We start from the raw sequence: 21481 nt of genomic DNA, 5'->3' as shown, positions 1-21481 counted from the left end.
CAACTCCTCCCCCGCCGATGTCGGTGACCGGGGGCGGCGGGGATCACCCGCCGCCCCCGGCCCAGGTCACAGGTCGAGCAGCCGCAGCGGCACGGCGTTTGCCAGTGCCTGGTTGCCGGCGTCGTTCGGGTGGATGTGGTCCCCCGAGTCGTACGCGGGCAGGAGCTGGCTGGGCCGTGCCGGGTCGCGCAGCACCCGGTCGAAGTCGAGCAGCCCGTCGAACTCCCGACTGCCGCGCAGGTACGCGTTCACCGCCTGGCGGGTGGCCTCCTTCTGCGGCGTCCACACGCCCGGCGCGCCGTGCCCCTCGTACGGCGTCAGCGTGGCCACCAGGCTGGTCAGCCCGCGCTGCTGGAGCTGCTGGTTGATCTGCCGCAGCGTGCCGATGATCGCCTCGGGTGAGTCGTTCGACATCCAGATGTCGTTGATGCCCAGGTGGGTGACGACGGTACGCACCCCGGTCTGGCCGAACACGTCCTCGTTGAGGCGGGCCGCCGCGTTCGGGCCGAGCTGGTAGTAGCCCGGGTAGTTGCCGTCGCCCGGCTCGGTGCCCTCGTGGTTGAGGCGGTTTCCGGCCAGGCTCAGGTTGAGCACACCCGGGGTGCGCTTGTCCGGCCGGTCGGCGAGCAGCCGGTCGGAGAGCAGGTCGGGCCAGCGCCGGTTGGCGTTGACGGTGCTGCCGTTGCCGTCGCCGATGGAGTCGCTGAGCACTACCAGCGCGCCGGGACTGCCCTTGCGCTGCACGTCGACGCCGGAGAGGAAGAACCAGCAGCAGGTGGGACGGGTGGTGAACCCGGTGCCCTCGGCCGCCCCGGTCAGATCCCCGGCGCCGATGAAGTTGGCCTGCTGGGACTGCCCGTGGAACGTGGTCGGGCCGGTCGGCGTCGGGAAGTGCACAGTGACCACCAGGTCGCTGTCGTCCGGGACCGGGAAGGCCAACGGGTCGCTGAGCAGTTCCGCGCCCCGGTTCATGGTCGCCGTGGCGGCACCGGTGAAGCTCAGCGGGCGTACCGACGCGGGTTCGATGTCGGAGAGGTCGTCGGGGGTCGCGGTGTTCGGCCGGGCCACTGTGGCGCGACCGACAGTGACGGCCTGCTCGCCGTAGAGGTTGCTCAGGCGGACCCGCAGCGCCGGGCCGCCCACGGAGACGTGCACGATCATCCGGACGCTCTGGTCGTTGAGGCCGGTGTTTGTCAACCCGACCGAGTTGCCCCGGGTGACAGCGGTGGCCCAGCTGCCCGCCCACTCGGCGCGCTCGGGTCGGCTGGCGGCGGTGCCGGACGGACCGGCGCTGGCGACGACGGCGGGTGCGCCGGCGACCAACAGCGCGGCCGCGGCGGCGATGACAGGCCATCTCTTCGGGGTTGCCGTTGCCATGGAACCTCCATCGTGTGGCAGCCCAGGGCCGTCCGCTGACGGCGCCCGCCTGGACGATGGTCCAGAAACCTAGCCGCCGCCGCTGACGGGCGTCAATCAACCTGATCGACGCGATCAAATGTCCGGCGGGCCGCTCGGACCGCCCGTCGGCACGGTTCCGACCAGCCGTTTCCCGCCTAGGCTTCCAGGCGGCGGCGGTGCGGTCGCCCATGCGCGCCACCGTCGCGTCGTCACCGGGAGCTGCCCGGGGACCGCCGCTTTCTCGGATGGGGGCTGCCGGATGACTGACGGACCCGGGCACACCACTACCTACGTGCACAGGGTGTTGGACCTCTTCGCCGAATTCGGCGACCGGGAGGCGGTGGTCGGCGCCGATCGGCGACTCACCTACACCGAGGCCGCCGCGCGGGTCCGGGCGATGGCAACGACGTTGACCCGGCACGGCGTACGTCCCGGGTCGGCGGTGCTGGTGACCGTCGCGAACGCGGTGGAGGGTCCCCTGCTGCAACTCGCCCTGCATCTGCTCGGCTGCCGGACGATGTGGGTCGCCCCGGTGACCGCGCGCCGGGAGGTCGACGAGTTCATCCGGTTGGCCCGCCCGGACGCCCTGGTCTACGACGCCCGGGACCGGGCCAGTCTGGGCCCGGAGCTGGCCGCCGCGCTGCCCGGCACACCGGTCTGCTGTCTGGGCGCGGGCGGCGCCGGCCCCGACCTCACCGCCGACACCGACGTGGCGGAGCTGCCGGCGTCAGTGCCGGCGCCCGAGTCGTTCCTGCAGACCAGCGGCACCACCGGCAGCCCGAAGCTGGTGCACCACCGGGAGAGCTTCTACGCCCAGATCCTCACCCTGGCCGCCGACTTCCGCGCCGCCGGTTTCCCGTTGCTGCGGCACCTGTCGCACTCGCCGATGTGGCTGGCCAGCGGGCAGATCACCTCACTTTTCAACCTGTTCACCGGCGGGGTGCTGTTCCTGCGCGACGACTGGGACCCGGTGGCCTTCGTGGACACCGTGCGACGGGAGCGGATCAACTCGACCTTCGTCACCCCGCCGATGCTCTACGAGGTGCTGGACCACCCGGCGCTGGTCGGCGCGGACTTCTCCGCCATGTTCATGTTCAACGTGGGCGCCGGGCCCGCCGCGCCCGCCCGGCTGCGCCAGGCCATCGCGCGGTTCGGCCCGGTGCTGCGCATCGTGTACGGCCTCAGCGAGGCCGTCGTGATCACCGCGCTACCCGGGTTGACCGACGATCCGGAGCACCCGGAGCGGTTGGGCTCCTGCGGGCGGCCCTACGGTGACGTGCGCATCGAGATCCGCGGCGACGACGGCACCGTGCTGCCGACCGGCCGCGACGGCGTGGTGTGGGTGCACACCCGGCTGAGCTTCGCCGGCTACCACGGCCAGCCGGAGCTGACAGCGCAGACGCTCGTGGACGGCTGGGTGCGGACCCGCGACATCGGTCACCTCGACGACGACGGCTACCTCTACCTGGTCGACCGGGCAGACGACGCGATCCTCACGCAACGACGGAGCTGGCCGATCTTCTGCCGCCCCATCGAGGACGTGCTGGCCGGGCACCCGCGGGTACGGGCCGCCGCCGTGATCGGCGTACCGGACGAGACGGCCGGCGAGGTGCCGTACGCGTACGTGGTGCTCGCCCCGGGCGCGACGGTCGCCGGGGCGGAGCTGATCGACCTGGTGACCGCCGAGCTGAACGAGATGTGGGCGCCGGCCGCTGTGGAGTTCGTCGACCGGTTGCCGGTGAACCGGTCCATGAAGGTGGACAAGCGGGCGCTGCGCGCACGGTACGCGGCCCGTCGGGCGGCGGCGGTCGGGGCGTGACCCCCCGCCGACAACTGGTCGTCCTGGTCAGCGCCGACCTGATCTCCAACCTGGGCACCCGCATCTCGGTGGTGACCATTCCGTGGCTGGTGCTGGTCACCACCGGCAGCCCCACCAAGATGGGCCTTGTGGCGTTCGCCGAGACCCTGCCATACCTGCTGTCCAGCGCGTTGGGCACGCCCTGGGCGGACCGGATCGGCCTGCGCCGTACCTCGATCCTCTGCGACGCGGGCAGCGCGGTGGTGATGGTCGTCGTGGCGCTGACCCCCTGGTTGGGGTTCGTCCCGCTGGTGGCGCTCGTCGCGGTGGCCGGCGCGCTGCGGGGCATCGGCGACCGGGTGAAGCACGTGATGTTCCGCCCGGTCGCGGAGGCCGCCGGAGTGCCGCTGATCCGGCTGACCTCCGCGTACGACGGGCTCAGCCGGGTGGTGACACTGTTCGGCGCCGCAGTGGGCGGCCTGCTGATCGCCGTCTTCGGAGTGACCGAGGCGATCCTCATCGACGCGGCCAGCTTCGGCGTCTGTGCGCTGCTCATCGGCGTCCTGGTCCGCCCGCCGGCCGTTCCGGCGCAACCCGCGCAGCCGGAAAGTTACCTGCGCGCCCTGCGGGGTGGCTTCAGCTACCTCGCCCGGGACCGGCCGCTGCTCGGCATGCTCGCCGTCATCTCGGCGCTGAACATGGTGGCCAACGCCAGCGTGGCCGTCTACATCCCGGTCTGGGTCGCCCGGGAGCTGCCCGGCCCGAGCGGTCTCGGCCTCGTGCTGGCCGCGTTCTCGGCGGGCGCGTTGCTGGGCAACCTGGTGTTCACAGCGCTCGGGCCTCGGCTGCCCCGGCGGCTGACGTTCCTGGTCGGCGCGCTGATCGCCGGCACACCCCGGCTGGTGGCACTGGCGATCAGCGACGAACTGCCTGTGGTGCTCGTGGTGACGTTCCTGTCCGGAATCGGCATCGCGGCGGTCAACCCGCTGCTCGGGGTGGCGCTCTACGAGCGGGTGCCGCCGGAGTTGCAGACCCGGGTGATCGGCATCGCCGGTTCGCTGGCGTTCGTCGGGTTGCCGGTCGGCGCGCTGCTCGGCGGCTGGTCGGTGGACGCCCTCGGTCTCACCCCGGCCCTGCTGACCATGGCGGCGGCGTGCCTGGTGGTCACCGCGTACCCGCTGCTGACCAGGACGTCCGGCCCGGAGGCACCGGCGCGGCCCAGCCCGCTCGCCACCCGGTAAACCCGTTGCGGGCCCGGCGCGGCTGCCGCAGGCTCGGACCGATGAACGCGCAGCCGCCGCCGGGCGACCCCGTGACCGACGATCCCGTGGCCGACCGGATCGACGTGGCAGTGGTCCGCCGGCTGGTGGCCGCGCAGTTTCCCCGGTGGGCGGATCTGCCGATCCGCCCCGTCGCTGTCGACGGTTGGGACAACCGCACGTTCCACCTGGGTGAGGAGATGAGCGTGCGGCTGCCCAGCGGCGCCGGGTACGCCCTCCAGGTCGCCAAGGAGCAGCGCTGGCTGCCGGTGCTCGGGCCGCAGCTGCCGGTCGAGGTGCCGACCCCACTCGGTCACGGACGGCCCGGGGCGGGATACCCGTACCCGTGGTCGGTCTACCGGTGGATCGACGGGCGGACCGCCCACGCTGAGCGGATCGACGACCTGTCCCGGTTCGCCACCGACCTCGCCGCCTTCCTGCGCGCCCTGCGCGGCGTGGACGCCACCGACGGCCCGGCGGCCGGCCCGCACAGCGCCTGGCGGGGCGGTCCGCTGTCCACCTACGACGCCGAGACCCGGGCGGCGATCGAGACGCATCGCGACCGGGTGCCCGTCGACGTCGTCACCGGCATCTGGCAGGCCGCCCTCGACGCCACCTGGACCGGGCCTGCGGTCTGGTTCCACGGCGACGTCGCGGACGGCAACCTGCTGGTGCGCGGCGGCCGGCTCGCCGCGGTCATCGACTTCGGCTGCTCCGGCGTGGGCGACCCCGCCTGCGACACCGTGATCGCCTGGACCCTGCTACACGGCCCCAGCCGGGCCGCCTTCCGCGCCGCGCTCGGTCTCGACGACGCCACCTGGGCCCGAGGACGAGGCTGGGCCCTGTGGAAGGCCCTGATCACAGTGGACAATGGGGACCCGGCCAAGGCCGAGTGGGCCGGGCGGGTGCTCGGCGAACTTCTCGCCGAGCACAGTGTGGCGCGCTGAACCTGTGGAGGCCCCGGCCCGTCAGCGCCCGGCGGCAGCCGGGGTGGCGTGTTCGGTACGGCAGCGCGGGCAGCGGAGTCGCGTCCCGGCTGCCGTTCGGGGCACTCGGAGCCGCTGACCGCAGCCGCAGGTCACCACCGGGGCCGATGCCCGGAGGTATTCGTCCCGGTCTCGGCGTGGCCACCGACCGTGGCAGCGGGCGCACCACTTCGGTGGGTAGCTGTGGTAGTACGCCAGGCCGAACGCGCCAGCGATCATCAGCGCGGCGGGGACGAGCAGGCCGAGCGGCGCGAGCAGCGCCGTCGGCACTCCACCGACGCCGTCGGACACCAGCACGGCGACCACAGTGAGCACGACCACCGGCACACCGAGCAGTGTGAAACCGAAGCCCCAGGCGAAGGCCAGCATCGACGGCAGGAACATCCACATGCCGCCGGGCGCCCAGCGGCGGACACCGTACCCGCCGCAGCGTGGGCAGTTCGGCGAGGCGCGGTGCGGCACCGACCGCAGTGCCTTCGGCGCCAGCCACTGAACGAGTAGCTTGAGGATCTCCTCGACCAGTTTCGTCGCGAGGGCCTGCAGGAACGAACCGAGCATCGTCACTCCCCTCGCCGATGGGTTCTGCCGTCGGCCCACCACCCATCGTGGGCGCTGGGTGCCAGCAGCCCACCCCAGCTCGCCGACGCCGCGTCGTCCACGACGCCAATCCGACAGTGCCCGTGCGTTGTTCGTCGGACGTTCGGTTGCTGGTCGCCCGGGCGTCGGCGGGGGCTGGCTAGCGTCGACCGTCGTCATCACACCTGGAGGCCGCCGCGTATGACGTCGTCACCCACCCGCCGCCGCACCGGCGAAGTCACCGCCGTACGTCGGATCGGCGACAGCGCGCCGCACAGCGCGTTCACCGACCTCGTCCGGTACGCCGGAAGCTGGTTCTGCGCCTTCCGGGAGGCCCGCACCCACCTCAGTGACGACGGCGTGATCCGGGTACTGACGTCGACCGACGGCCGGTCCTGGACCTCCGCGACGGTCATCGCGCAGGCCGGCACCGACCTGCGTGATCCGCGCTTCGTGACGCGACCCGACGGGCGGCTGCAACTGCTCGCAGCGGCCGCCACCGGTGCCGCCATCAAGGCGTTCCAGACGGTGACCTGGCTCTCCACCGACGGGCACACCTGGGGCGATCCGACCCCGGTGGGTGAGCCGGGCGTCTGGGTGTGGCGGGCGGCCTGGCACGACGACGCGATGTACGGCGTCGGCTACGCCACCCGGGAGCCGAGGTTCGCCCGGCTCTACCGCAGCACCGACGGTGTGGACCTGCGGCAGTGGGTGCCGACGCTGTTCGAGGACGGGTACCCCAACGAGTCCGGTCTGGTCTTCACCCCGGACGGCACCGCCCTCTGCCTGCTACGGCGGGACGCGGGCACCGCGAGCGCGCAGCTCGGCAGGGCCATGCCGCCGTACCGGGACTGGGCCTGGACGGATCTGGGTGTCCAGGTGGGCGGGCCGACGCTGCTCCGACTGCCCGACGGGCTGCTGCTGGCCGGGGTGCGCCTGCACGACGGCGAGGTCCGCACCGCGATCTGCGTCGTCGACCCGGGCCGGGGCGAGCTGACCGAGCTGGTCGCGTTGCCGTCCGGTGGTGACACCAGCTACCCCGGCCTGGTCTGGCACGACGACCTGCTGTGGGTGAGCTACTACTCGTCGCACGAGGGGCAGACCTGTGTCTACCTGGCCGAGGTCAGCCTGACCGGCTGAGCCTGGCCCGGCAGCCCGGCGGTCGGCTAGCGTGCCGGAATGCCATCGACGCTCACCGAATCGACGGACCCCCACTGTCTGGGCCCCGGGGAGGCCACCGAACTGCTGCACGGGCACCAGTGGCGGCGATTCGTGGCGCTCGGCGACAGCGTCGTGGAGGGCATGTGTGAGCCGACACCGGGCTACCCGGACGTGCAGTGGGTCGACCGGGTCGCCGCCGAGCTGACGGCCGTGTGCCCCGAGCTGGCGTACCAGAATCTGGGTCGACGCGGGCTGCGCGCGCACCAGGTGCGGGCCACCCAGCTCGCCCCGGCGCTGGCCTTCGCACCGGACCTCGCGCTGGTCGTCTGCGGCGGCAACGACGCCTTTCACCCGGCGTACGACGCGGAGGCGGTGGACGTCGAGCTGACCGCGATGATCATCGCGCTGCGCGACGTGGGCGCCGACGTGATCACAGTGGGCATGTTCGACGTCTCGCACAGCCCAGCGGTGCCCGAGCACCTCCGGCCCGGTCTGGGCGAGCGCATGCGCCGCCTGTCCGCCCACACGGCCACCCTCGCCGAGCGCCTGAACACGATCCACGTGCACCTGACCGACCATCCCCTGACGGCCGACCCCACCCTCTACAGCACCGACGGCCGCCACGGCAGCGCCCGCAGCGACGCCATAGCGACAGCCCAAACCCTCCGCACCCTCTCCCCCCGGCTCCACCACCCGTCGCCTCACCACCCCTCGCCTCGGTGATCAAGAGGTTTGCGTCAGGAAGCTGGCCTCCGTTGACCGAAACCTCTTGATCACCGCGTGGGGCCGGGGTCTAGTCGGTCAGGAGGATTCCGGTGAGGAGGACGCCGTGGGCCAGGTTGAGGATGCCATCGCAGCCGGGGTAGCCGACCCTCGCCAGGCCGCCGGAGGCGTGCCGACCGAACAGGTACGGGGCCAGGGAGTACGGGACGTCGGCGGTGACCGTCTCACCGGTCTCGATCTGGACGAAGTCCATCGACACCCGGTCCGTCGGCAGGTACTCCTGGAGGATGGCGCCGCCCTGGTCGACGGCGGCGCGCACACCGTCGGCCCAGTCGGCCGCGCTCAGCTCCGGGCCGAGCAGGACACCGTGCCCGGCCGAACCGTCGGCCGGCTTCGCCACCAGCGTGGCCTGCTCGGCGATGGCCCGGTCGAGCACCGCCGCGGTCAACGGCACCGTGTACGGCACGTGCCGGCGGATCAGCGCCTGGTCGTCGGCGGGCAGCCCGTCCACGTCCTCCCACAGCCAGGCGAACGTGGTCTTGTTGCCCAGCAGCCAGGCCGCCGCCGACACGAACATCGGTAGGGTGCCGGCGGCGAGGGCCACGGTCACCGCGTCCAGGCCGGCGGTCGGGGTGACCCGGTTGGGCACGAACAACCGGAACAGCGCGTCGACCGGCGCGCCGTCGACGACCAGGCGGTTGTCGGCGTCCACTGCGGCGGTGGCGACCGGGGCGATGACCAGATCGATGCCGAAGTCGCGGGCCCGTACGGCGAGGGGGTCGAGGATCCGGATGAACGTCTGCGGGTCGTCGAGGCCCGGATAGTCGCCGTCGAAGTCCATCAGCAGCGCCACCCGGGCGCCGTCGGGCAGGCGCAGCTCCTCACGGATCGCCACGAACCGCTGGTCCAACAGCGACGGCGCGGCCCGCACCGGCAGGCCGTCGAGGATGCCGTGCTCCCGATAGAGGCCCTCGTACCGCTGGATGACGGTGTCGGCGTCGAACCCGCCGCCGAGGCTGCTGTCGATGTTGTACTCGACGAACTTCGGCACCCCGGCGGAGAAGATCACGTCCGGGCGGTACGCGGCCAGCAGCGCCTCGGTCAGCGGCTCGGCCTCGTCCAGCAGCCGGGTCTCCCCCGCCGGTACGCCGAGCAGCCGGCGCAGCTCACCGGCGGTGCCGGCGCGCCGCCGGCAGGCGTCGAGGATGAGCTGCGCGAGCCGGTCGCAGACCTCGTTGAGTTCCCGCCAGGCGTCGGCGGTGAGCACCGGGGGTCGGGCCAACCGCCACTGCTTGTTGTAGGTGGCCCGGCCGTGGAAGACCTGCTCCCAGGCCGCCGCCCCACTGGCCACCATGGCCCGACGTGCCGGCTCCGGAAGGTCGGTCCAGGCCCGGTCGGCCGCTGGCCACGGATAGTTCGGGTCGATCATGATCCGTCCTTCATTGTCAGGTGGATGGCGGTGGCGAGCTGGTCCCGGCCGGGCTGGACGGCCCGGTCCAGGGCCGGGGCGAACGGCAGCACCGCCCCGTCCGGGCGGGTGACCCGGCGCGGTGGGGCGAGCAGCCGGACCCGCTCCACCACGCTCGCGATGATCTCGGCGGCCATTCCGCAGGCACGGTTGCCGTCGTCGAGCACCACGAGGCGTCCGGTGCGGGCCACCGACTCGGTGAGACCGTCGATGTCCAGCGGGTACAGGGTGCGCGGGTCGAAGACCTCCACCGAGACCTGATCGGCCAGCTCCTCGGCGACGGCGAGCGCGTCGTGCACCAGGTGCCCGATCGCGACCACAGTCACGTCGTCGCCGAAGCGGTGGATCCGGCCCCGGCCCAGCGGCACCGGCGCCAGGTCGTCGACGTCGTCACGCACGTCCATCGCGCCGGCCGGCGCGAACACCACCACCGGGTCGTCGTGGCGGATCGCGGTGACCAGCAGCCCGTACGCGTCGGCCGGGGTGGCCGGCACGACTGTGACCACGCCGACGTGGGCGAAGAGGCTGTACGGGTGGTCGGAGTGCTGCCCGGCCCACCCGGTACGCGAGCCGGAGCCGGGCACCAGGTAGGTGACGGGGACACTGCACTGGCCGCCGGTCATCAGCGGGAACTTGTGCGCGTGGTTGACGATCTGCTCGAAGACCAGGAACAGCAGCGACGGGATCTGGAACTCGATCACCGGCCGCAGCCCGGCCAGCGCCGCCCCGGTGGCAAAGCTGGTGAACGCCTGCTCCGACAGGGGGGTGTCACGGACCCGTTCAGTGCCGAACCGCTTGGCCAGCCCGGTGGTCACCAGCGACGCCCCGACCTGGACGTCCTCGCCGAGCAGGAACACCGCCTCGTCGCGGGCCATCTCGTCGCCGAGCGCCCGGGTCAGCGCCCGGCGGTACGACAGTCGGGGCACCTCAACCACCTCCGGTGCGGGCGGTCAGGCCGCTGGCGTACAGGTAGGTCATCGCGTCGGCCGGGTCGGGTTCCGGGCTGCTCAGGGCGAACCGCACCGCCGCGTCAAGGGTCGCCTCGACATCGGCGTCCACTGCGGCGCGGTCGGTGTCGGTGAGGCGTTCCCCCTGGATGCGCACCGGGTCCCGGGCCCGACCACGGGTCACCTCGTCGGGTGGCCGGTAGTCGAGGCGTACCGCGTGTTCGAAGGTGTGGTGCACGTCGAAGCGGTAGGTCCGGGCCTCGATCAGCTCGGGGCCGCCGCCGGCCCGCATCCGGTCGACGGCGGCGCACGCGGCGACGCGTACCGTCTCGGGGTCCTGACCGTCGACCTGGACGGCCGGGATGTCGAACGCGGCGGCCCGGCCGGCGATGCTGCCGGCCACCGCGCCGGCGACCGGCATGGTGGTGGCGTAACCGTTGTTCTCGCAGACGAACAGCACCGGCACCCGCCAGAGCGCGGCCAGGTTGAACGCCTCCAGCAGCATCCCCTCGTTGACAGCGCCGTCGCCGAAGAAACTCACCCCTACGGTGTCGCGGCCCCGGCGACGGTGGGCCCAGACCGCGCCCGTGATGATCGCCCCGGAGGCGCCGACTATCGCGTTGGCGCCGAGCACGCCGATGCTCAGGTCGGCGGCGTGCATCGAGCCGCCCCGGCCGGCGTTGAGGCCGGTGACCCGGCCGCACAACTCGGCGAGCATCCGGGCCGGGTCGGCCCCACGGGCCAGGACGTGCCCGTGCCCGCGGTGGGTGCCGGCGAGCACGTCGTCGGCGTCCAACGCGGCGCAGACGCCGGCGGCGATCCCCTCCTGACCGAGGTACGGGTGGATGCCGCCGACGATCTGCCCGCCGTGGACCAGCTCCACCGCCCGTTCCTCGAACCGGCGGATCAGCCGGACCGTGCGGTAGAGCCGGACCGGGTCGGCGTCGGTCACGCGGGCCCCTTGATGGCGGCCAGGATGTCGTCCCAGAGCCGGGCCCGGGCGGCGAGGGCGGTGTTGACAGTGTCGGCGCACTCCTGCCACTTGCTGTCGTCGTCGCCGCACAGGTCTGCGAGCATCTGCATGGCCATCGGGGTGTGCTGTTCGCCGTCGACCTCGATGTGCCGGTGCAGGTAGTCGACGAAGGTGTGCAGCCGGTTGCTGTGCTCGTTGACCGACACGACCTGGGTGAACATGTCCGGGATCAGGTCCTCCCGGCCGAACGCGAAGGCCGCCGCCTGGCAGTGCACCGGGGTGGACTCGATGATCTGCCAGGTGGTCGCGGCGAACCGCGCCGACGCGGCCGGCACCCCGGCCTCGGCGAGCGCCTCGGTGACCGGTCGGCCGGCGCGCAGCAGGTCGACCAGCGCGTTCACCGCCGTGGTGTCCGCGCCGGCCTCGGCCATGCCCTGCACGTACAGCTCGAAGTGGCTGATGTAGCCGCCGCCCAGCTCGTCGCTCTCCTCGACCATGACGATGTCGTTGATGAGGCGGCGGCTGCCGGTCGGACCGGTCGGGATCCACGGCACTGTGACGCAGGTCAGTTGCCGTTGCAGCGACTTCAGCAGGGACATGAAGTCCCAGACCGCGAAGACGTGGTGCTGCATGAAGGTGACCAGCGCCTCGTGGGTGTCGAGGTTGGCGTAGAGCGGGTGCTTGACCACGGCGTCGCGCCGGTCGGTCACCGCCTGCTCCAACCGCTCGATGCCCGGGTGGGTCCTACCCCAGTCGTACCGTGACATGTCAGCCTCCCTGCTGGGCGCGGTGGCGCCAGATGACCGGGCAGTAGTCGGGGTCCGCGTAGTCCGGCCGCCCGTCGTGGGTGCGGCGGACCAGCACGTCGTGGTTGTACGCGGCGAGCGTGCCGTCGGAGAGCGGATACTCCCGCCAGGCGTTGTCGCCGTCCTGCAGGTGCAGCGAGATCGCCTGTCGGGGACGGCCGCTGACGTTGGGGCCGCTGCCGTGGTAGGTGCGGCAGTGGTGGAAGCTCACGTGTCCCTTGGGGATCACCATCGGGATCTTGCGGATCTCCGCGCCGTTGTACGCGGCGTTCTCGGCCAGCATCTCCTCCAGCTGGCTGCGGTCCCGGTCGGCGAAGTGCCGCACCACCGTGTCGTCGGCGCCGATCTCCTTCCACCGGTGCGAACCGTCGACCATCGTGATGGTGCCCATCTCCTCCCCGCAGTCGTGGAAGGGGACGAACGCGGTGAGCATCTTCTCCGACGACGAGGACGCCCAGTAGTGCTTGTCGAAGTGCCAGGGCACGATGTTGCTCGGCTCACCGGAGATCGGCGGCTTGTAGATCAGCGTGGACTGGAAGACCCGGATCTCGTCGGCCTGGGCGAGCCGGGCGGCGACAGCGCCGAGCAGCGGCTTGCGCAGGATCGCGCCGAGCCCGTCGTGCTCGTGGTGGACATAGTCGTTGTGCCGCTGCACCGGGCCCGAAGACTGCTCCCAGTAGGCCAGCTTCGGTGGGCGTACCGGCAGCCGCCGGTCCCGCTCCCCGTCGTAGTAGCGCTGCGTGGCGGCGGCGAGGGCGTCCACCTCCTCGTCGGTGAACACCTTTCCCGACAGGTACCAGCCGTGCTCGGCGTAGTGCCGCACGTCGTCGTCGGACGGCAGCAGCGCCCGCTCCTCGGCGGTCAACGTCGGCTCGTACTCCGTTGCGGTCACTGTGCCTCCTTGGTTCGCGACTGCGGGGCTCGCAAACCCGGCTCACTCCTCGCGCTCACGCCCCCACCCCCTGTGGCGTGGCCGCCACGGCGGCCAGTTCCCGCTCCTTGGCCTCGTAGAGCGCCTTGATGTTGCCGCTGCCGAAGCCCCGCGCGCCGCGCCGCTCGATCAGCTCCAGGAAGAGCGTGCGACGCACGTGCATCGACTCGGCGAAGATCTGCAACAGCTGGCCGTCGTGGTCGGAGTCGACGAGCACACCCAGCTCACGCAGCCGGTGCAGTGGGGCGTCGATCCGACCGACCCGCGCCTCCAGGGCGTCGTAGTAGCTGGCGGGGGTGCCCGCGAAGCGCACCCCACGCCGGCCCAGCGCCTCGACCGCGCCGACGATGTCGTCGGTGCGCAGCCCCAGGTGCTGCACTCCCCCACCGGCGTGCTGGTCGAGGAACGCGTCGATCTGCCCGGGCCGCCGGGTGCGGTCCGGTTCGAGCAGCACCACGGTGACCCGCCCGGACGGGCTCTGCACCACCTTGGAGTTCATCCCCTGCCCGTCGACCTCGATGTGCTCCTCGAAGATCTGCGCGAAGTCGAACAGCGCCTCGAAGTGCCGGACCGTCTCGTCGAGCTGGCCGGGCGGCACGCAGACCGCCAGGTGGTCGATCTCGGCGAGCACCGGCGGGTGGCCGTCCGTCGTGGACGCCGCCGCGGTGATGGCGCCGGGCAGGAACTCGCCTCCCTCGCCCCGGCGCTGCACCAGCCGGTGCCGCACGTCGGCGAAGCCGTCCACCTCGGCGATCACCACCTCGGCGTCCGCGCCGGTGCGGGTGGTCGGCGGCGTCACCCCGGTCGCGCCCCGACCCACCAGCTCGGCGTACGCGGCCGACACGTCGTCGACCTCGACGGCGACGACCCCGATGCCGTCACCGTGGCGTTGCACGTACCGCGACGCCGGATGCTCGGCGCTCAGCCCGGAGGTGAGCAGCAACCGGATGTCGCCGTGGCAGAGCAGCAGCGAGCGCTGCCCCGCCAGCCCGGTCTCCGGACCACCCTGGCCGCAGATCTCGAAGCCGACGGCGGTGCTGAAGTAGAAGGCCGCCTGTCGGGCGTCCCCCACGTAGAGTTCGATGTGGTCGATACCACGGATGTCCATGTCCCCTGAAACCCTTCCCACCCGATTCCCCCTGCGTTGCCGTCCGGGCACACCCCGCCCGGGATGCCGCCTCGATCACCCCCTCGGCTCGGCGACGCGCGCCAGCAGCAGGCTCACGTTCTGGCCGCCGAACCCGAACGAGTTGGTGACCGCGTACTCCAGGTCGGCCTTGCGGGGCGTGCCACGGATGTGGTCCGCCGGGCAGGCCGGATCCGGATCGTCGAGGTGGTACGTCGGCGGCAGCAGCCCCCGACCGAGCGCCAACGCGGTGGCCGCCGCCTCCAGCACCCCGGACGCGCCGAGCAGGTGACCGGTGAGGGCCTTGGTGGAGCTGACCGGCACACCGCCGACGCCGAAGACGTCGGCCAGGGCGGTGGTCTCCGCGACGTCACCGAGCTTCGTGCCGGTGCCGTGCGCGTTGACGTAGCCGACCGCCGCCGCCGGCACACCGGCGCTGCGCAGCGCCCGGCGGATGCACGCCGCCGCGCCGGCGCCGTCCGGGCGCGGGGCGGTCGGGTGGTACGCGTCAGTCGTCGCGCCGTGGCCGGCCACCTCGGCGTACCCGGCGACGCCGCGCGCCGCGGCGTGCTCGGCGCGTTCGAGCACCAGCAGCGCGGCACCCTCGGACAGCACGAACCCGCTGCGGGAGGTGTCGAACGGCCGACTCGCCCGGCCCGGGTCGGTGCCGGCGCGCGCCAACGCCCGCGCGTTGCCGAAGGTGTCGGCGAAGGTCGGGAAGAGCGGTGCCTCGCTGGCCCCGCAGAGCACCACGTCGGCCTCTCCGGTCGCGATGAGCCGCACCCCGTCGGCGACCGCCTGGGCGCCGGAGGCGCAGGCCGTGCCGACCGACGAGCTGTAGCCCCGGATGCCGTGCGCGATGGCGATCCGCGCCGCCGGCATGTTCGGCAGGATCCCGGTGAGCAGGTACGGGCTGACCGCCGCCCGACCCCGGGCCGCCCGCGCCAGCACCTGCGACTCAAGGGTGGCCATTCCGCCGACCCCACCGACGATCACACCGATCCGGTCGGGGTCGACGTCGCGGCCCACCTCGATGCCGGCGTCGGTGAGAGCGTCGGCGGCGGCGAGCAGGGCGAGGACGACGATCCGGTCCAGCACCCGGGTTTCCGGCCCGGACGCGACTGTGCGTGGGTCGATGTCGGGCAGCAGGCCGGCCACGTCCAGCGACGTGCTCGCCGGGTGCCCCTCGGGCGGGCGGGTCAGCCCGGACCGGCCCGTGGTCAGCGCGTCGAAGGTTTCCTCGACGCCCCGCCCGACCGGTGTGAACAGACCCATCCCCGTGATCAACGCGGTCACGCCGCCGCTCCGCTTCGCTCGCTCATGACGTGGCCTCGGTGAGGTAGCGCTCGCGCAGGACCACCTTGCGGACCTTGCCGGTCACGGTGACCGGGATGTCGGCGGAGCGCACCGGCACGACCCTGCGCAGTGTGGCGCCGACGTCCGGTCCGAGGGCGGCGCGGACCCGCTCGGTGCGGTCCTCGGCCTCGTCGGCGCCGGCGGCCAACTCGAGCAGCACGTCGGTGACGACCGCGCCGGCCTCGGCGACGATCACCACTGTGCAGTCGGTGACGTCCGGGCAGGCGGCGAGAATGCGCTCCTCGGACAGCGCTGTGTAGAAGCGCCGCCCGTCACCGGCGTCGACCGAGTCCACCGCCCGGTCCAGGTGGTAGTAGCGGCCGTCGGCGTCGGCGCGGACCAGGTCACCGGTGAGGTACCAGCCGCGCTGGCGGAAGCGGTAGGTGGTGACCGAGTCGTTCCAGTAACCCCGGAACAGCGACGGTGAGTCGATGCCCAGGAAACCCACTTCGCCGACCGGCACCGGCTCGCCGTCGGCGTCGAGCACCGCGACTGTGGCGAACCGGTACGGGCGGCCGATGCAGCGGCCGTACCGGTCGGTGTCGGCGCGGTGGGTGATGTGGAACATCGAGTGCCCCATCTCGCTGGAACCCAGCCCGTCGATGAAGACCGAGCCGGGCACCTTCGCCACCCCGTCGCGGGTGATGGTGTCGCGCCAACCGACAGCGACCAGGCGGCGGATGTGCGGCTCGTGCGAGGCGTCGCCGGTGTTGAACCACAGCCGCACCGAGTCCAGGTCGTACCCGGACAGGTCGAAGCGGGCCAGCTCCGCCCAGGTGACCGAGAAACCGAACACCCCGTCGGGGCGCCAGCGTTGGATGGCGTCCAGCACCCGCTCGCCGCCCTGCTCGGAGAGCAGGAACATCTGCGCGCGGTTGCCCAGCGCCTGGTTGACCATCAGCACAGTGGCGGTGTGCGGTGCGGGCAGCGCGTTGAGGATCCGGGTGGTGCCCTGCGCCTGCGGCATGGTGAGCAGGTGCCGGGTGGCCGCGAAGAGGCTGGCGTGCGAGTGCAGCACCGCCTTCGGCACCCCGGTCGTCCCGGAGGTGTGGGTGATCACGATCGGGTCGTCCGGGTGGTGCCGGTAGTGCGCAGGGGCCGTGGCCGGGTCGCCCGTGCCTGCCTGCGCGGGGGTGCCGAGCACTGGTACGCCCAGGTCGTGCCCGGCCAGCAGCGCGGTGTGCTCGTCGTCGGCCAGCACACCGACGCCCCGCAGCCGACGGATGTACTCGGCGGCGATCTCCGGGCGGAGTTTGCCGTTCATCAGCGCCGGGATCGCCCCGAGCCGGGCCAGCGCCAGGTAACTGAGCACCATGTCGGCGGCGGCGGTGGCCCAGACGGCGACCGGGTCGCGGGGGCGTACCCCCTGTTCGTGCAGCCAGGCGGCGCGGGCGGCGACCCGCTCGTCGAGCCGCCCCAGCGTCAGCGGCGTCTCGGCGGGGTGCCCGTCGACGGCGGTGTCGAAGGTCAGGCCGAGCCCGTCCGGGTCGGCGCCGTGCGCCAGCACCCGGGCCAGGACGTTGCCCGCACCCAGCTCGGTGTCGGCGGCCAGTGCGCCGCGCAGTCCCCGTGTCCTCATGGTCGTGCTCCTCCCCCCAGCAGCACCGCGACCGCCTCGGTGGGCCCGTCGGGTGCCTGTTCGATCAGGATCAGCAACACCTCGTCGGCGTCGCCGTCGTCGCGCAGCAGGTCGGCCTCGGCGACACCGTCGGTGTACGGGTCGCCGGTCGGGCTGAGGCAGACCACCGGGCCACGCAGGTCCCAGCGGGCCGCGAGGTGCCCGGCGACGCTGTTGGGCACGGACTGGAAGAAGAACAGCGGGCCGATCCGTCCGCCGGCCTCGACGGTGGCCCGTACGTGCTGGGCGCTGGCGAGATCACCGCTGGCGGTGACCAGCACGATTCCCGTCCGCACCCCGGCGGGCACTCCCGCCGACCCGTACCCCCGCCGCAGACACCGCTCGGCGACGGCCACCACCACCGGCGCGAAGTCCGAGTGCACGAACCCCGGCACCCCCGCCGCGCTGCCCCCGATATCCCCACCCTCGGGCCAGAAGGCCCGAGCCCTCTCCCCCGCCGATCTTGCGGTTTCGGTCGTCGGTATGGGTGCTTGGTCGGATTCGTCGGGGCAGAAAGTGCACGATCGCGGGGAGTGGGGGGCGGTCATCCGACGCCGACCAGGAGAGCGGTGTTGGCGCCGCCGAAGGCGGCGTTGAGGGTCAGGGCGTGGGTGGCTTCCGTCCTGTGGGGACGGTCCTTGACCACGTTCAGGGGGCAGGAGTCGTCGGGTCCCAGCCAGCCAACGTTGACCGGCAGTTCGCCGTGACGCAGCGCCAGTGCGGTGACCACCAGTTCGAGCAGCCCGGACGCCTCCAGCGCGTGCCCGTGAACCGACTTCGTCGAGCTCACCGGGACCCGGGGGGCATGCCCGCCGAGGGCCCGGCGCAGGGCGGCCGCCTCGGCGGCGTCGCTCTGCGCGGTGCCGGTGGCGTTGGCGTTGACGTAGCCGACGGACTGCGGTGGCAGCCCGGCCCGGCGCAGCGCGCCGCCGATCGCGCGGGCCAGCCCGGTGCCACCCGGTTCCGGCTGGCAGGGATGGAACGCGTCGCCGGCCCGCCCCCAGCCGACCACCGAGGCCACCGGATCGACACCGCGTCGTCGGACGGTGCTCGACTCCAGCACCACAGCGGCCACACCGTCACCCAGCAGCAACCCCCGGCGGCCGGCGCTGAACGGGCGGACCGCCCCGTCGACAGCGAGGGCGCGGCCGGCGTCGAAGAGCGCGAACTGGTCCGGTTCCACCAGGTAGCCGGCCGCGACCACCACCCGCTCGACATCACCGCGGCCGATCCGGGCTGCGGCGTCGGCCACCGCCGTACTGGCCGACACACAGGCGCTGGTATAGACCCGGGTGTGACCCGAGAGTCCACATCGGGCGGCAAGCTGACCGGCGAGCACGGCCGGCGTCGTACCGAGGGTCGGGCCTGCACCGGCGGCCGGGCCCGTACCGAGGGCCGGGCCGCCGTGCACGGCGAGCAGCAGGGCGCATCCGGCGCGCTGCGCGCGGTCCAGGCCGGCCGCCCGACAGGCCGCGTCGATCCCGGCGGCCAGCTCGTCGGTGAGGGTAGCGATCTCGGGCAGTGTGGCCGCCACTGTGACCCGGCGGGCGGCGGTGTCGAATCGGCTCACCGGTCCGAACGCCGGTACCCCGGCCAGCACACCGGCGAGCTGCGCGTCGGCGCCCCGCCCAAGGGCGCTGACCGCGTGCACACCGGTGAGCTGGGCGACGCGCGGCTCAACCATCTGCGGAGGCGGTCAGCGACGCCCGGAACACCGCCAGGGCGTCGTCGACGGTGCGGATGCCGGCCAGTTCGTCGTCGGTGAGGTCGAGCCGGCGTTCGTAGCGCTGCTCGACGAGGTGCACCAGCCAGGCGAGCTCCATCGAGCCGATCCGGTCGGACACCTCGGCAGCCGGTTTCGCGGTGAGTTCGGCGAGCATGGTCATCAGGTCAGCTCGCCCCAGATCGGGCTGACCGCTCATCAGCCTTTGTCGCTCGTCGCCTCGGTGACGCGGTTGGCGACCATCGTGGTGAACTCGCCGACCGTCATGAGGGCGAGCTGCTCCGACTCGTCGTCGGCGAACGTCAGGCCGTACCGGTCCTCGACCCGGACGGACAGATCGGCCAGGGCGAGAGACTCCAGGTCGACGCCGGACGGGCCGAGCGTGGTGTCGTCGTCGAGCCCCTCGACGTCGTAGTTCATGTCGGCGAGCTGCTCGACGACGAAGGCGCGGACCTCGGCTCTCATGGATACCCTCTCTGCGTGGCTCAGCTGACGGTGTCCGGTCGGGACACCGTCTACGTGTGGGTCGACCGGGACGCCGGCGGTCAGCCGGATCCGGCCGCTGTGCTGGTGCGGCGGGCTGGTGCCCTGCTGCTCGGTCGCCCGGAGACCGAGCTGGTGCTGACGCACGACCGCGAGGGACGGCCGGTCGTCCGGGTCGACGAGGTGACCGGGTCGGTCGAGCTGGCGGTCAGCGTCAGCCGCACCCCAGGGCTGGTGGTGGTCGCCGCCCGTCGGGCCGACGCGGTCGGGGTGGACGTGGAGCGGATCCGCCCGCTGCCGGCGCTCGCGCTGGCCCGCCGCTGGTTCCCGCCCGCCGAGCTGGCCTGGTTGGGCGATCGGCCAGAGGCCGACCGGACGGCGGATTTCCTGCGGCTGTGGACCGCCAAGGAGGCGGTCGGCAAGGCGCTCGGGCGGGGGTTGCGCGGCGGCGGGCTGCGCCGGTTGATGCCGCCGCCGGGGCTGCCGTTGCGACAGGTGCCCGGCGCCGAGCCCCTGCGGGTCGGTCACCCGCGGCTCGGCGGGGGCGTCGTCCTGGCGGTCGCCGCGCGGGCGAGCGCGCAGGTCGACGTCGAGGTGGTGCAGCGGCCCGGTCACGGGGTGACCGCCGAGCGCAGCGCGTCGGTCGAGCGAACCAGCTTGCCGGTGGTGGTACGAGGCAACTGATCGAGCAGGTGCAACGCCCGGGGCCGTTTGTAGCCGGCCAACCGTTCGGCGAGGAGCTCGTCCAGCGTCTCCTCGGACAGCGGTCCGTCGGGCTGGACGTACGCGGTGATGCCGTCGTCCCAGACCACCACGGCGGCGGCAACCCCGGTCAGCTCGGCGACGGTGGCCTCCACCTCGGTCAGGTCGACCTTCATCCCGCCGACGGAGACCTGCGAGTCGAGCCGACCGCGCACAGTGACCAGGCCGGAGTCCTCATCGACGGTGCCGGCGTCGCGGGTGTGCAGCCAGCCGTCGGACCAGCGGGTCGGGTCGCTCAGGCCGACGTACGGCGACGCCGGGCAGGACACCCACAGCTCACCGCCGGACTCGCGGACCTCGATCCCGGGTACGGGGGCGATCGACGGTCGGTGTGACCCGTACAGGTCGGTGCCGATCACCCCGACCTCGGTCATCCCGTACATGTTGCCCAGCGGCACCCCGTACCGGTCGGTGAACGCCCGGGCGACGGCGGCCGGCACCAGCTCGCCCCCGGTGGTCATCCGCCGCAGCTGTGGCAGTGGCCCGGTCGGTCGGGTGGAGGCGAGCAGTCCGATGTGGAATGGCACACCGAGCACCGTGGCCGGTGTGGTGCCGGCGCTGATCGCGGCCAGCACGGCATCGCCGCTGAGCCGCTCCGGCGGCACCAGCTCGACCCCTGCGTGCAGCCCGTAGAGCAGGCCACCGACCAGGCCGAGCACGTGCACCATCGAGGGCAGCAGGATGATCCGCTCGCCGGGCAGCGCCACCCCGTCGATCAGGGTGTAGCGGTGCACCTCGGCGACCAGGTCGGCGGCGGTGCGGCCGATCACCTTGGACGGGCCGGTGGAGCCGGAGCTGAGCTGGATCACGGCGTGGCCGCTGACCGCCGGGCGGTCGGCGTACCGGGTGACGCCCTCGGTGACGTCGACGAAGATCTTCAGCGCGCCGCCACCGGTTCGTACCGGAGCGACCACGACCTGCGGGCTCAACCGGGCCAGCGCCCGGTCCACCTCGTGGTCGGTGAGCCGGTGGTCGAGCAGGATCGCCTGCCCCCCGGCGCGCCAGGTGGCGAGCAGGTTCACCACGTACGCCAGCGACGGTGGCAGCCGCAGCGCCGCAGCGCCACCGGGGCGCAGTCCGGCGGTGGTCAACCGGTCCTGCGCGGCGGTGACCAGCCGGTGCAGGGTGGCCCTGTCGACGGGATCGGGCAGACGGAGACAAACGTCGGTCGGGTGGCCGGCGAAGAGGACTTCGTCCACCCAGCCGGGGTCGGTCGCCGTAGGATCTTCTGCCGTCACTGCCGTTCACCGCCCAGCATGAAAGAGGGCGAATCCGCCCATCACGTACGCTTGTCGGGGTGCTGCGGGGAACCATACGACCACCGACGGCGGCATTGCTAGATGCGAATGGATGGATCAAAAGCAGCGGCCAGCCGGATTGCCGACAG

At 72.7% G+C, this 21481-nt stretch carries 21 protein-coding genes; 6 read left to right on the top strand and 15 right to left on the bottom strand.

Annotated features, from left to right (window positions below; all coding sequences use genetic code 11):
* Nucleotides 1-66: 66 nt before the first annotated feature.
* A complete protein-coding gene (locus AB0C20_RS09100; RefSeq protein ID WP_357188738.1) occupies nucleotides 67-1344 on the bottom strand; it encodes an SGNH/GDSL hydrolase family protein in 1278 nt (425 codons plus the stop codon).
* Nucleotides 1345-1657: 313 nt separating this feature from the next.
* Between AB0C20_RS09100 and AB0C20_RS09095 the strand changes: the two genes are divergently transcribed.
* Genes AB0C20_RS09095 through AB0C20_RS09085 form a run of 3 tightly spaced genes read left to right on the top strand, consistent with a single transcriptional unit; the run spans nucleotide 1658 to nucleotide 5402 of the window.
* On the top strand, nucleotides 1658-3217 hold the full coding sequence (locus AB0C20_RS09095) for an AMP-binding protein (protein ID WP_357188599.1): 1560 nt from the start codon (nucleotides 1658-1660) through the stop codon (nucleotides 3215-3217).
* Nucleotides 3214-4437, top strand: a complete 1224-nt coding sequence (locus AB0C20_RS09090) for an MFS transporter (RefSeq protein ID WP_357188597.1) — start codon at nucleotides 3214-3216, stop codon at nucleotides 4435-4437. Before AB0C20_RS09095 ends, AB0C20_RS09090 begins: the two co-directional genes overlap by 4 nt.
* 41 nt (nucleotides 4438-4478) lie before the next feature.
* Nucleotides 4479-5402, top strand: coding sequence for an aminoglycoside phosphotransferase family protein (locus AB0C20_RS09085; RefSeq protein ID WP_357188595.1), 924 nt, complete (start codon nucleotides 4479-4481; stop codon nucleotides 5400-5402).
* 21 nt (nucleotides 5403-5423) lie between these two features.
* On the opposite strand, the gene AB0C20_RS09080 is transcribed toward AB0C20_RS09085, so the two are convergent.
* The gene (locus tag AB0C20_RS09080) at nucleotides 5424-5999 is read right to left on the bottom strand and encodes a hypothetical protein (RefSeq protein WP_357188593.1); all 576 of its coding nucleotides are present in this window, start codon (nucleotides 5997-5999) and stop codon (nucleotides 5424-5426) included.
* A gap of 219 nt (nucleotides 6000-6218) precedes the next feature.
* Between AB0C20_RS09080 and AB0C20_RS09075 the strand changes: the two genes are divergently transcribed.
* Together AB0C20_RS09075 and AB0C20_RS09070 are read left to right on the top strand one after the other, a co-directional pair.
* Nucleotides 6219-7157, top strand: coding sequence for a sialidase family protein (locus AB0C20_RS09075; protein WP_357567679.1), 939 nt, complete (start codon nucleotides 6219-6221; stop codon nucleotides 7155-7157).
* 39 nt (nucleotides 7158-7196) lie between these two features.
* The gene (locus AB0C20_RS09070) at nucleotides 7197-7901 is read left to right on the top strand and encodes an SGNH/GDSL hydrolase family protein (RefSeq protein ID WP_357188588.1); all 705 of its coding nucleotides are present in this window, start codon (nucleotides 7197-7199) and stop codon (nucleotides 7899-7901) included.
* Between the two features lie 70 nt (nucleotides 7902-7971).
* Here the strand turns inward: AB0C20_RS09070 and AB0C20_RS09065 are convergent, their stop codons facing one another.
* The 12 genes from AB0C20_RS09065 to AB0C20_RS09010 form a co-directional block, all read right to left on the bottom strand.
* Nucleotides 7972-9330, bottom strand: a complete 1359-nt coding sequence (locus AB0C20_RS09065) for a hypothetical protein (RefSeq protein ID WP_357567678.1) — start codon at nucleotides 9328-9330, stop codon at nucleotides 7972-7974.
* Nucleotides 9327-10295: a transketolase C-terminal domain-containing protein gene (locus AB0C20_RS09060; RefSeq protein WP_357188584.1), complete on the bottom strand. Its 969-nt coding sequence runs from the start codon at nucleotides 10293-10295 to the stop codon at nucleotides 9327-9329. Before AB0C20_RS09060 ends, AB0C20_RS09065 begins: the two co-directional genes overlap by 4 nt.
* Before the next feature lies 1 nt (nucleotide 10296).
* Nucleotides 10297-11268: a thiamine pyrophosphate-dependent dehydrogenase E1 component subunit alpha gene (locus AB0C20_RS09055; RefSeq protein WP_357567677.1), complete on the bottom strand. Its 972-nt coding sequence runs from the start codon at nucleotides 11266-11268 to the stop codon at nucleotides 10297-10299.
* Nucleotides 11265-12056, bottom strand: a complete 792-nt coding sequence (locus AB0C20_RS09050) for a DUF3050 domain-containing protein (protein WP_357188579.1) — start codon at nucleotides 12054-12056, stop codon at nucleotides 11265-11267. Before AB0C20_RS09050 ends, AB0C20_RS09055 begins: the two co-directional genes overlap by 4 nt.
* A gap of 1 nt (nucleotide 12057) precedes the next feature.
* Entirely contained in the window at nucleotides 12058-12987 is a 930-nt protein-coding gene (locus AB0C20_RS09045) for a phytanoyl-CoA dioxygenase family protein (RefSeq protein WP_357188577.1), read from the bottom strand.
* Nucleotides 12988-13042: 55 nt separating this feature from the next.
* On the bottom strand, nucleotides 13043-14134 hold the full coding sequence (hppD, locus tag AB0C20_RS09040; protein ID WP_357188575.1) for a 4-hydroxyphenylpyruvate dioxygenase: 1092 nt from the start codon (nucleotides 14132-14134) through the stop codon (nucleotides 13043-13045).
* A gap of 75 nt (nucleotides 14135-14209) precedes the next feature.
* Nucleotides 14210-15448 (bottom strand): beta-ketoacyl-[acyl-carrier-protein] synthase family protein, encoded by a 1239-nt coding sequence (locus tag AB0C20_RS09035; RefSeq protein WP_357188573.1) that lies wholly within the window; start codon nucleotides 15446-15448, stop codon nucleotides 14210-14212.
* A 22-nt stretch (nucleotides 15449-15470) separates the two neighbouring features.
* The gene (locus AB0C20_RS09030) at nucleotides 15471-17087 is read right to left on the bottom strand and encodes a class I adenylate-forming enzyme family protein (RefSeq protein WP_357188571.1); all 1617 of its coding nucleotides are present in this window, start codon (nucleotides 17085-17087) and stop codon (nucleotides 15471-15473) included.
* Complete coding sequence (locus tag AB0C20_RS09025; RefSeq protein WP_357567685.1) at nucleotides 17084-17611, bottom strand: beta-ketoacyl synthase chain length factor; 528 nt, start codon at nucleotides 17609-17611, stop codon at nucleotides 17084-17086. Before AB0C20_RS09025 ends, AB0C20_RS09030 begins: the two co-directional genes overlap by 4 nt.
* Before the next feature lie 59 nt (nucleotides 17612-17670).
* Nucleotides 17671-18810: a beta-ketoacyl synthase N-terminal-like domain-containing protein gene (locus AB0C20_RS09020; RefSeq protein WP_357567676.1), complete on the bottom strand. Its 1140-nt coding sequence runs from the start codon at nucleotides 18808-18810 to the stop codon at nucleotides 17671-17673.
* Complete coding sequence (locus tag AB0C20_RS09015) at nucleotides 18803-19048, bottom strand: acyl carrier protein (protein ID WP_357188567.1); 246 nt, start codon at nucleotides 19046-19048, stop codon at nucleotides 18803-18805. Before AB0C20_RS09015 ends, AB0C20_RS09020 begins: the two co-directional genes overlap by 8 nt.
* Nucleotides 19048-19314: an acyl carrier protein gene (locus AB0C20_RS09010; protein WP_203119726.1), complete on the bottom strand. Its 267-nt coding sequence runs from the start codon at nucleotides 19312-19314 to the stop codon at nucleotides 19048-19050. The genes AB0C20_RS09015 and AB0C20_RS09010 overlap by 1 nt, the downstream gene beginning before the upstream one ends.
* Before the next feature lie 15 nt (nucleotides 19315-19329).
* On the opposite strand from AB0C20_RS09010, the gene AB0C20_RS09005 reads away from it, so the two are divergent.
* Nucleotides 19330-20016, top strand: a complete 687-nt coding sequence (locus AB0C20_RS09005) for a 4'-phosphopantetheinyl transferase superfamily protein (RefSeq protein ID WP_357567675.1) — start codon at nucleotides 19330-19332, stop codon at nucleotides 20014-20016.
* On the opposite strand, the gene AB0C20_RS09000 is transcribed toward AB0C20_RS09005, so the two are convergent.
* Nucleotides 19944-21332, bottom strand: a complete 1389-nt coding sequence (locus AB0C20_RS09000; RefSeq protein WP_357567674.1) for a class I adenylate-forming enzyme family protein — start codon at nucleotides 21330-21332, stop codon at nucleotides 19944-19946. The genes AB0C20_RS09005 and AB0C20_RS09000 overlap by 73 nt on opposite strands.
* Nucleotides 21333-21481 lie beyond the last annotated feature (149 nt).

The sequence above is a fragment of the Micromonospora sp. NPDC048843 genome, assembly GCF_040649965.1.
Lineage (GTDB): Bacteria > Actinomycetota > Actinomycetes > Mycobacteriales > Micromonosporaceae > Micromonospora > Micromonospora hortensis.
The sequence above is the reverse complement of the archived record's forward strand: the minus strand, read 5'-3'. Positions and strand labels throughout refer to the sequence as shown.

Bases quoted from the DNA above. Each gene is read 5' to 3' on its own strand.
- AB0C20_RS09095 (WP_357188599.1), top strand. From the start codon at position 1,658: ATGACTGACGGACCCGGGCACACCACTACCTACGTGCACAGGGTGTTG.
- AB0C20_RS09010 (WP_203119726.1), bottom strand. From the start codon at position 19,314: ATGAGAGCCGAGGTCCGCGCCTTCGTCGTCGAGCAGCTCGCCGACATG.
- AB0C20_RS09085 (WP_357188595.1), top strand. From the start codon at position 4,479: ATGAACGCGCAGCCGCCGCCGGGCGACCCCGTGACCGACGATCCCGTG.
- AB0C20_RS09080 (WP_357188593.1), bottom strand. From the start codon at position 5,999: ATGCTCGGTTCGTTCCTGCAGGCCCTCGCGACGAAACTGGTCGAGGAG.
- AB0C20_RS09075 (WP_357567679.1), top strand. From the start codon at position 6,219: ATGACGTCGTCACCCACCCGCCGCCGCACCGGCGAAGTCACCGCCGTA.
- AB0C20_RS09015 (WP_357188567.1), bottom strand. From the start codon at position 19,048: ATGAGCGGTCAGCCCGATCTGGGGCGAGCTGACCTGATGACCATGCTC.
- hppD (WP_357188575.1), bottom strand. From the start codon at position 14,134: ATGGACATCCGTGGTATCGACCACATCGAACTCTACGTGGGGGACGCC.
- AB0C20_RS09065 (WP_357567678.1), bottom strand. From the start codon at position 9,330: ATGATCGACCCGAACTATCCGTGGCCAGCGGCCGACCGGGCCTGGACC.
- AB0C20_RS09020 (WP_357567676.1), bottom strand. From the start codon at position 18,810: ATGGTTGAGCCGCGCGTCGCCCAGCTCACCGGTGTGCACGCGGTCAGC.
- AB0C20_RS09050 (WP_357188579.1), bottom strand. From the start codon at position 12,056: ATGTCACGGTACGACTGGGGTAGGACCCACCCGGGCATCGAGCGGTTG.
- AB0C20_RS09030 (WP_357188571.1), bottom strand. From the start codon at position 17,087: ATGAGGACACGGGGACTGCGCGGCGCACTGGCCGCCGACACCGAGCTG.
- AB0C20_RS09070 (WP_357188588.1), top strand. From the start codon at position 7,197: ATGCCATCGACGCTCACCGAATCGACGGACCCCCACTGTCTGGGCCCC.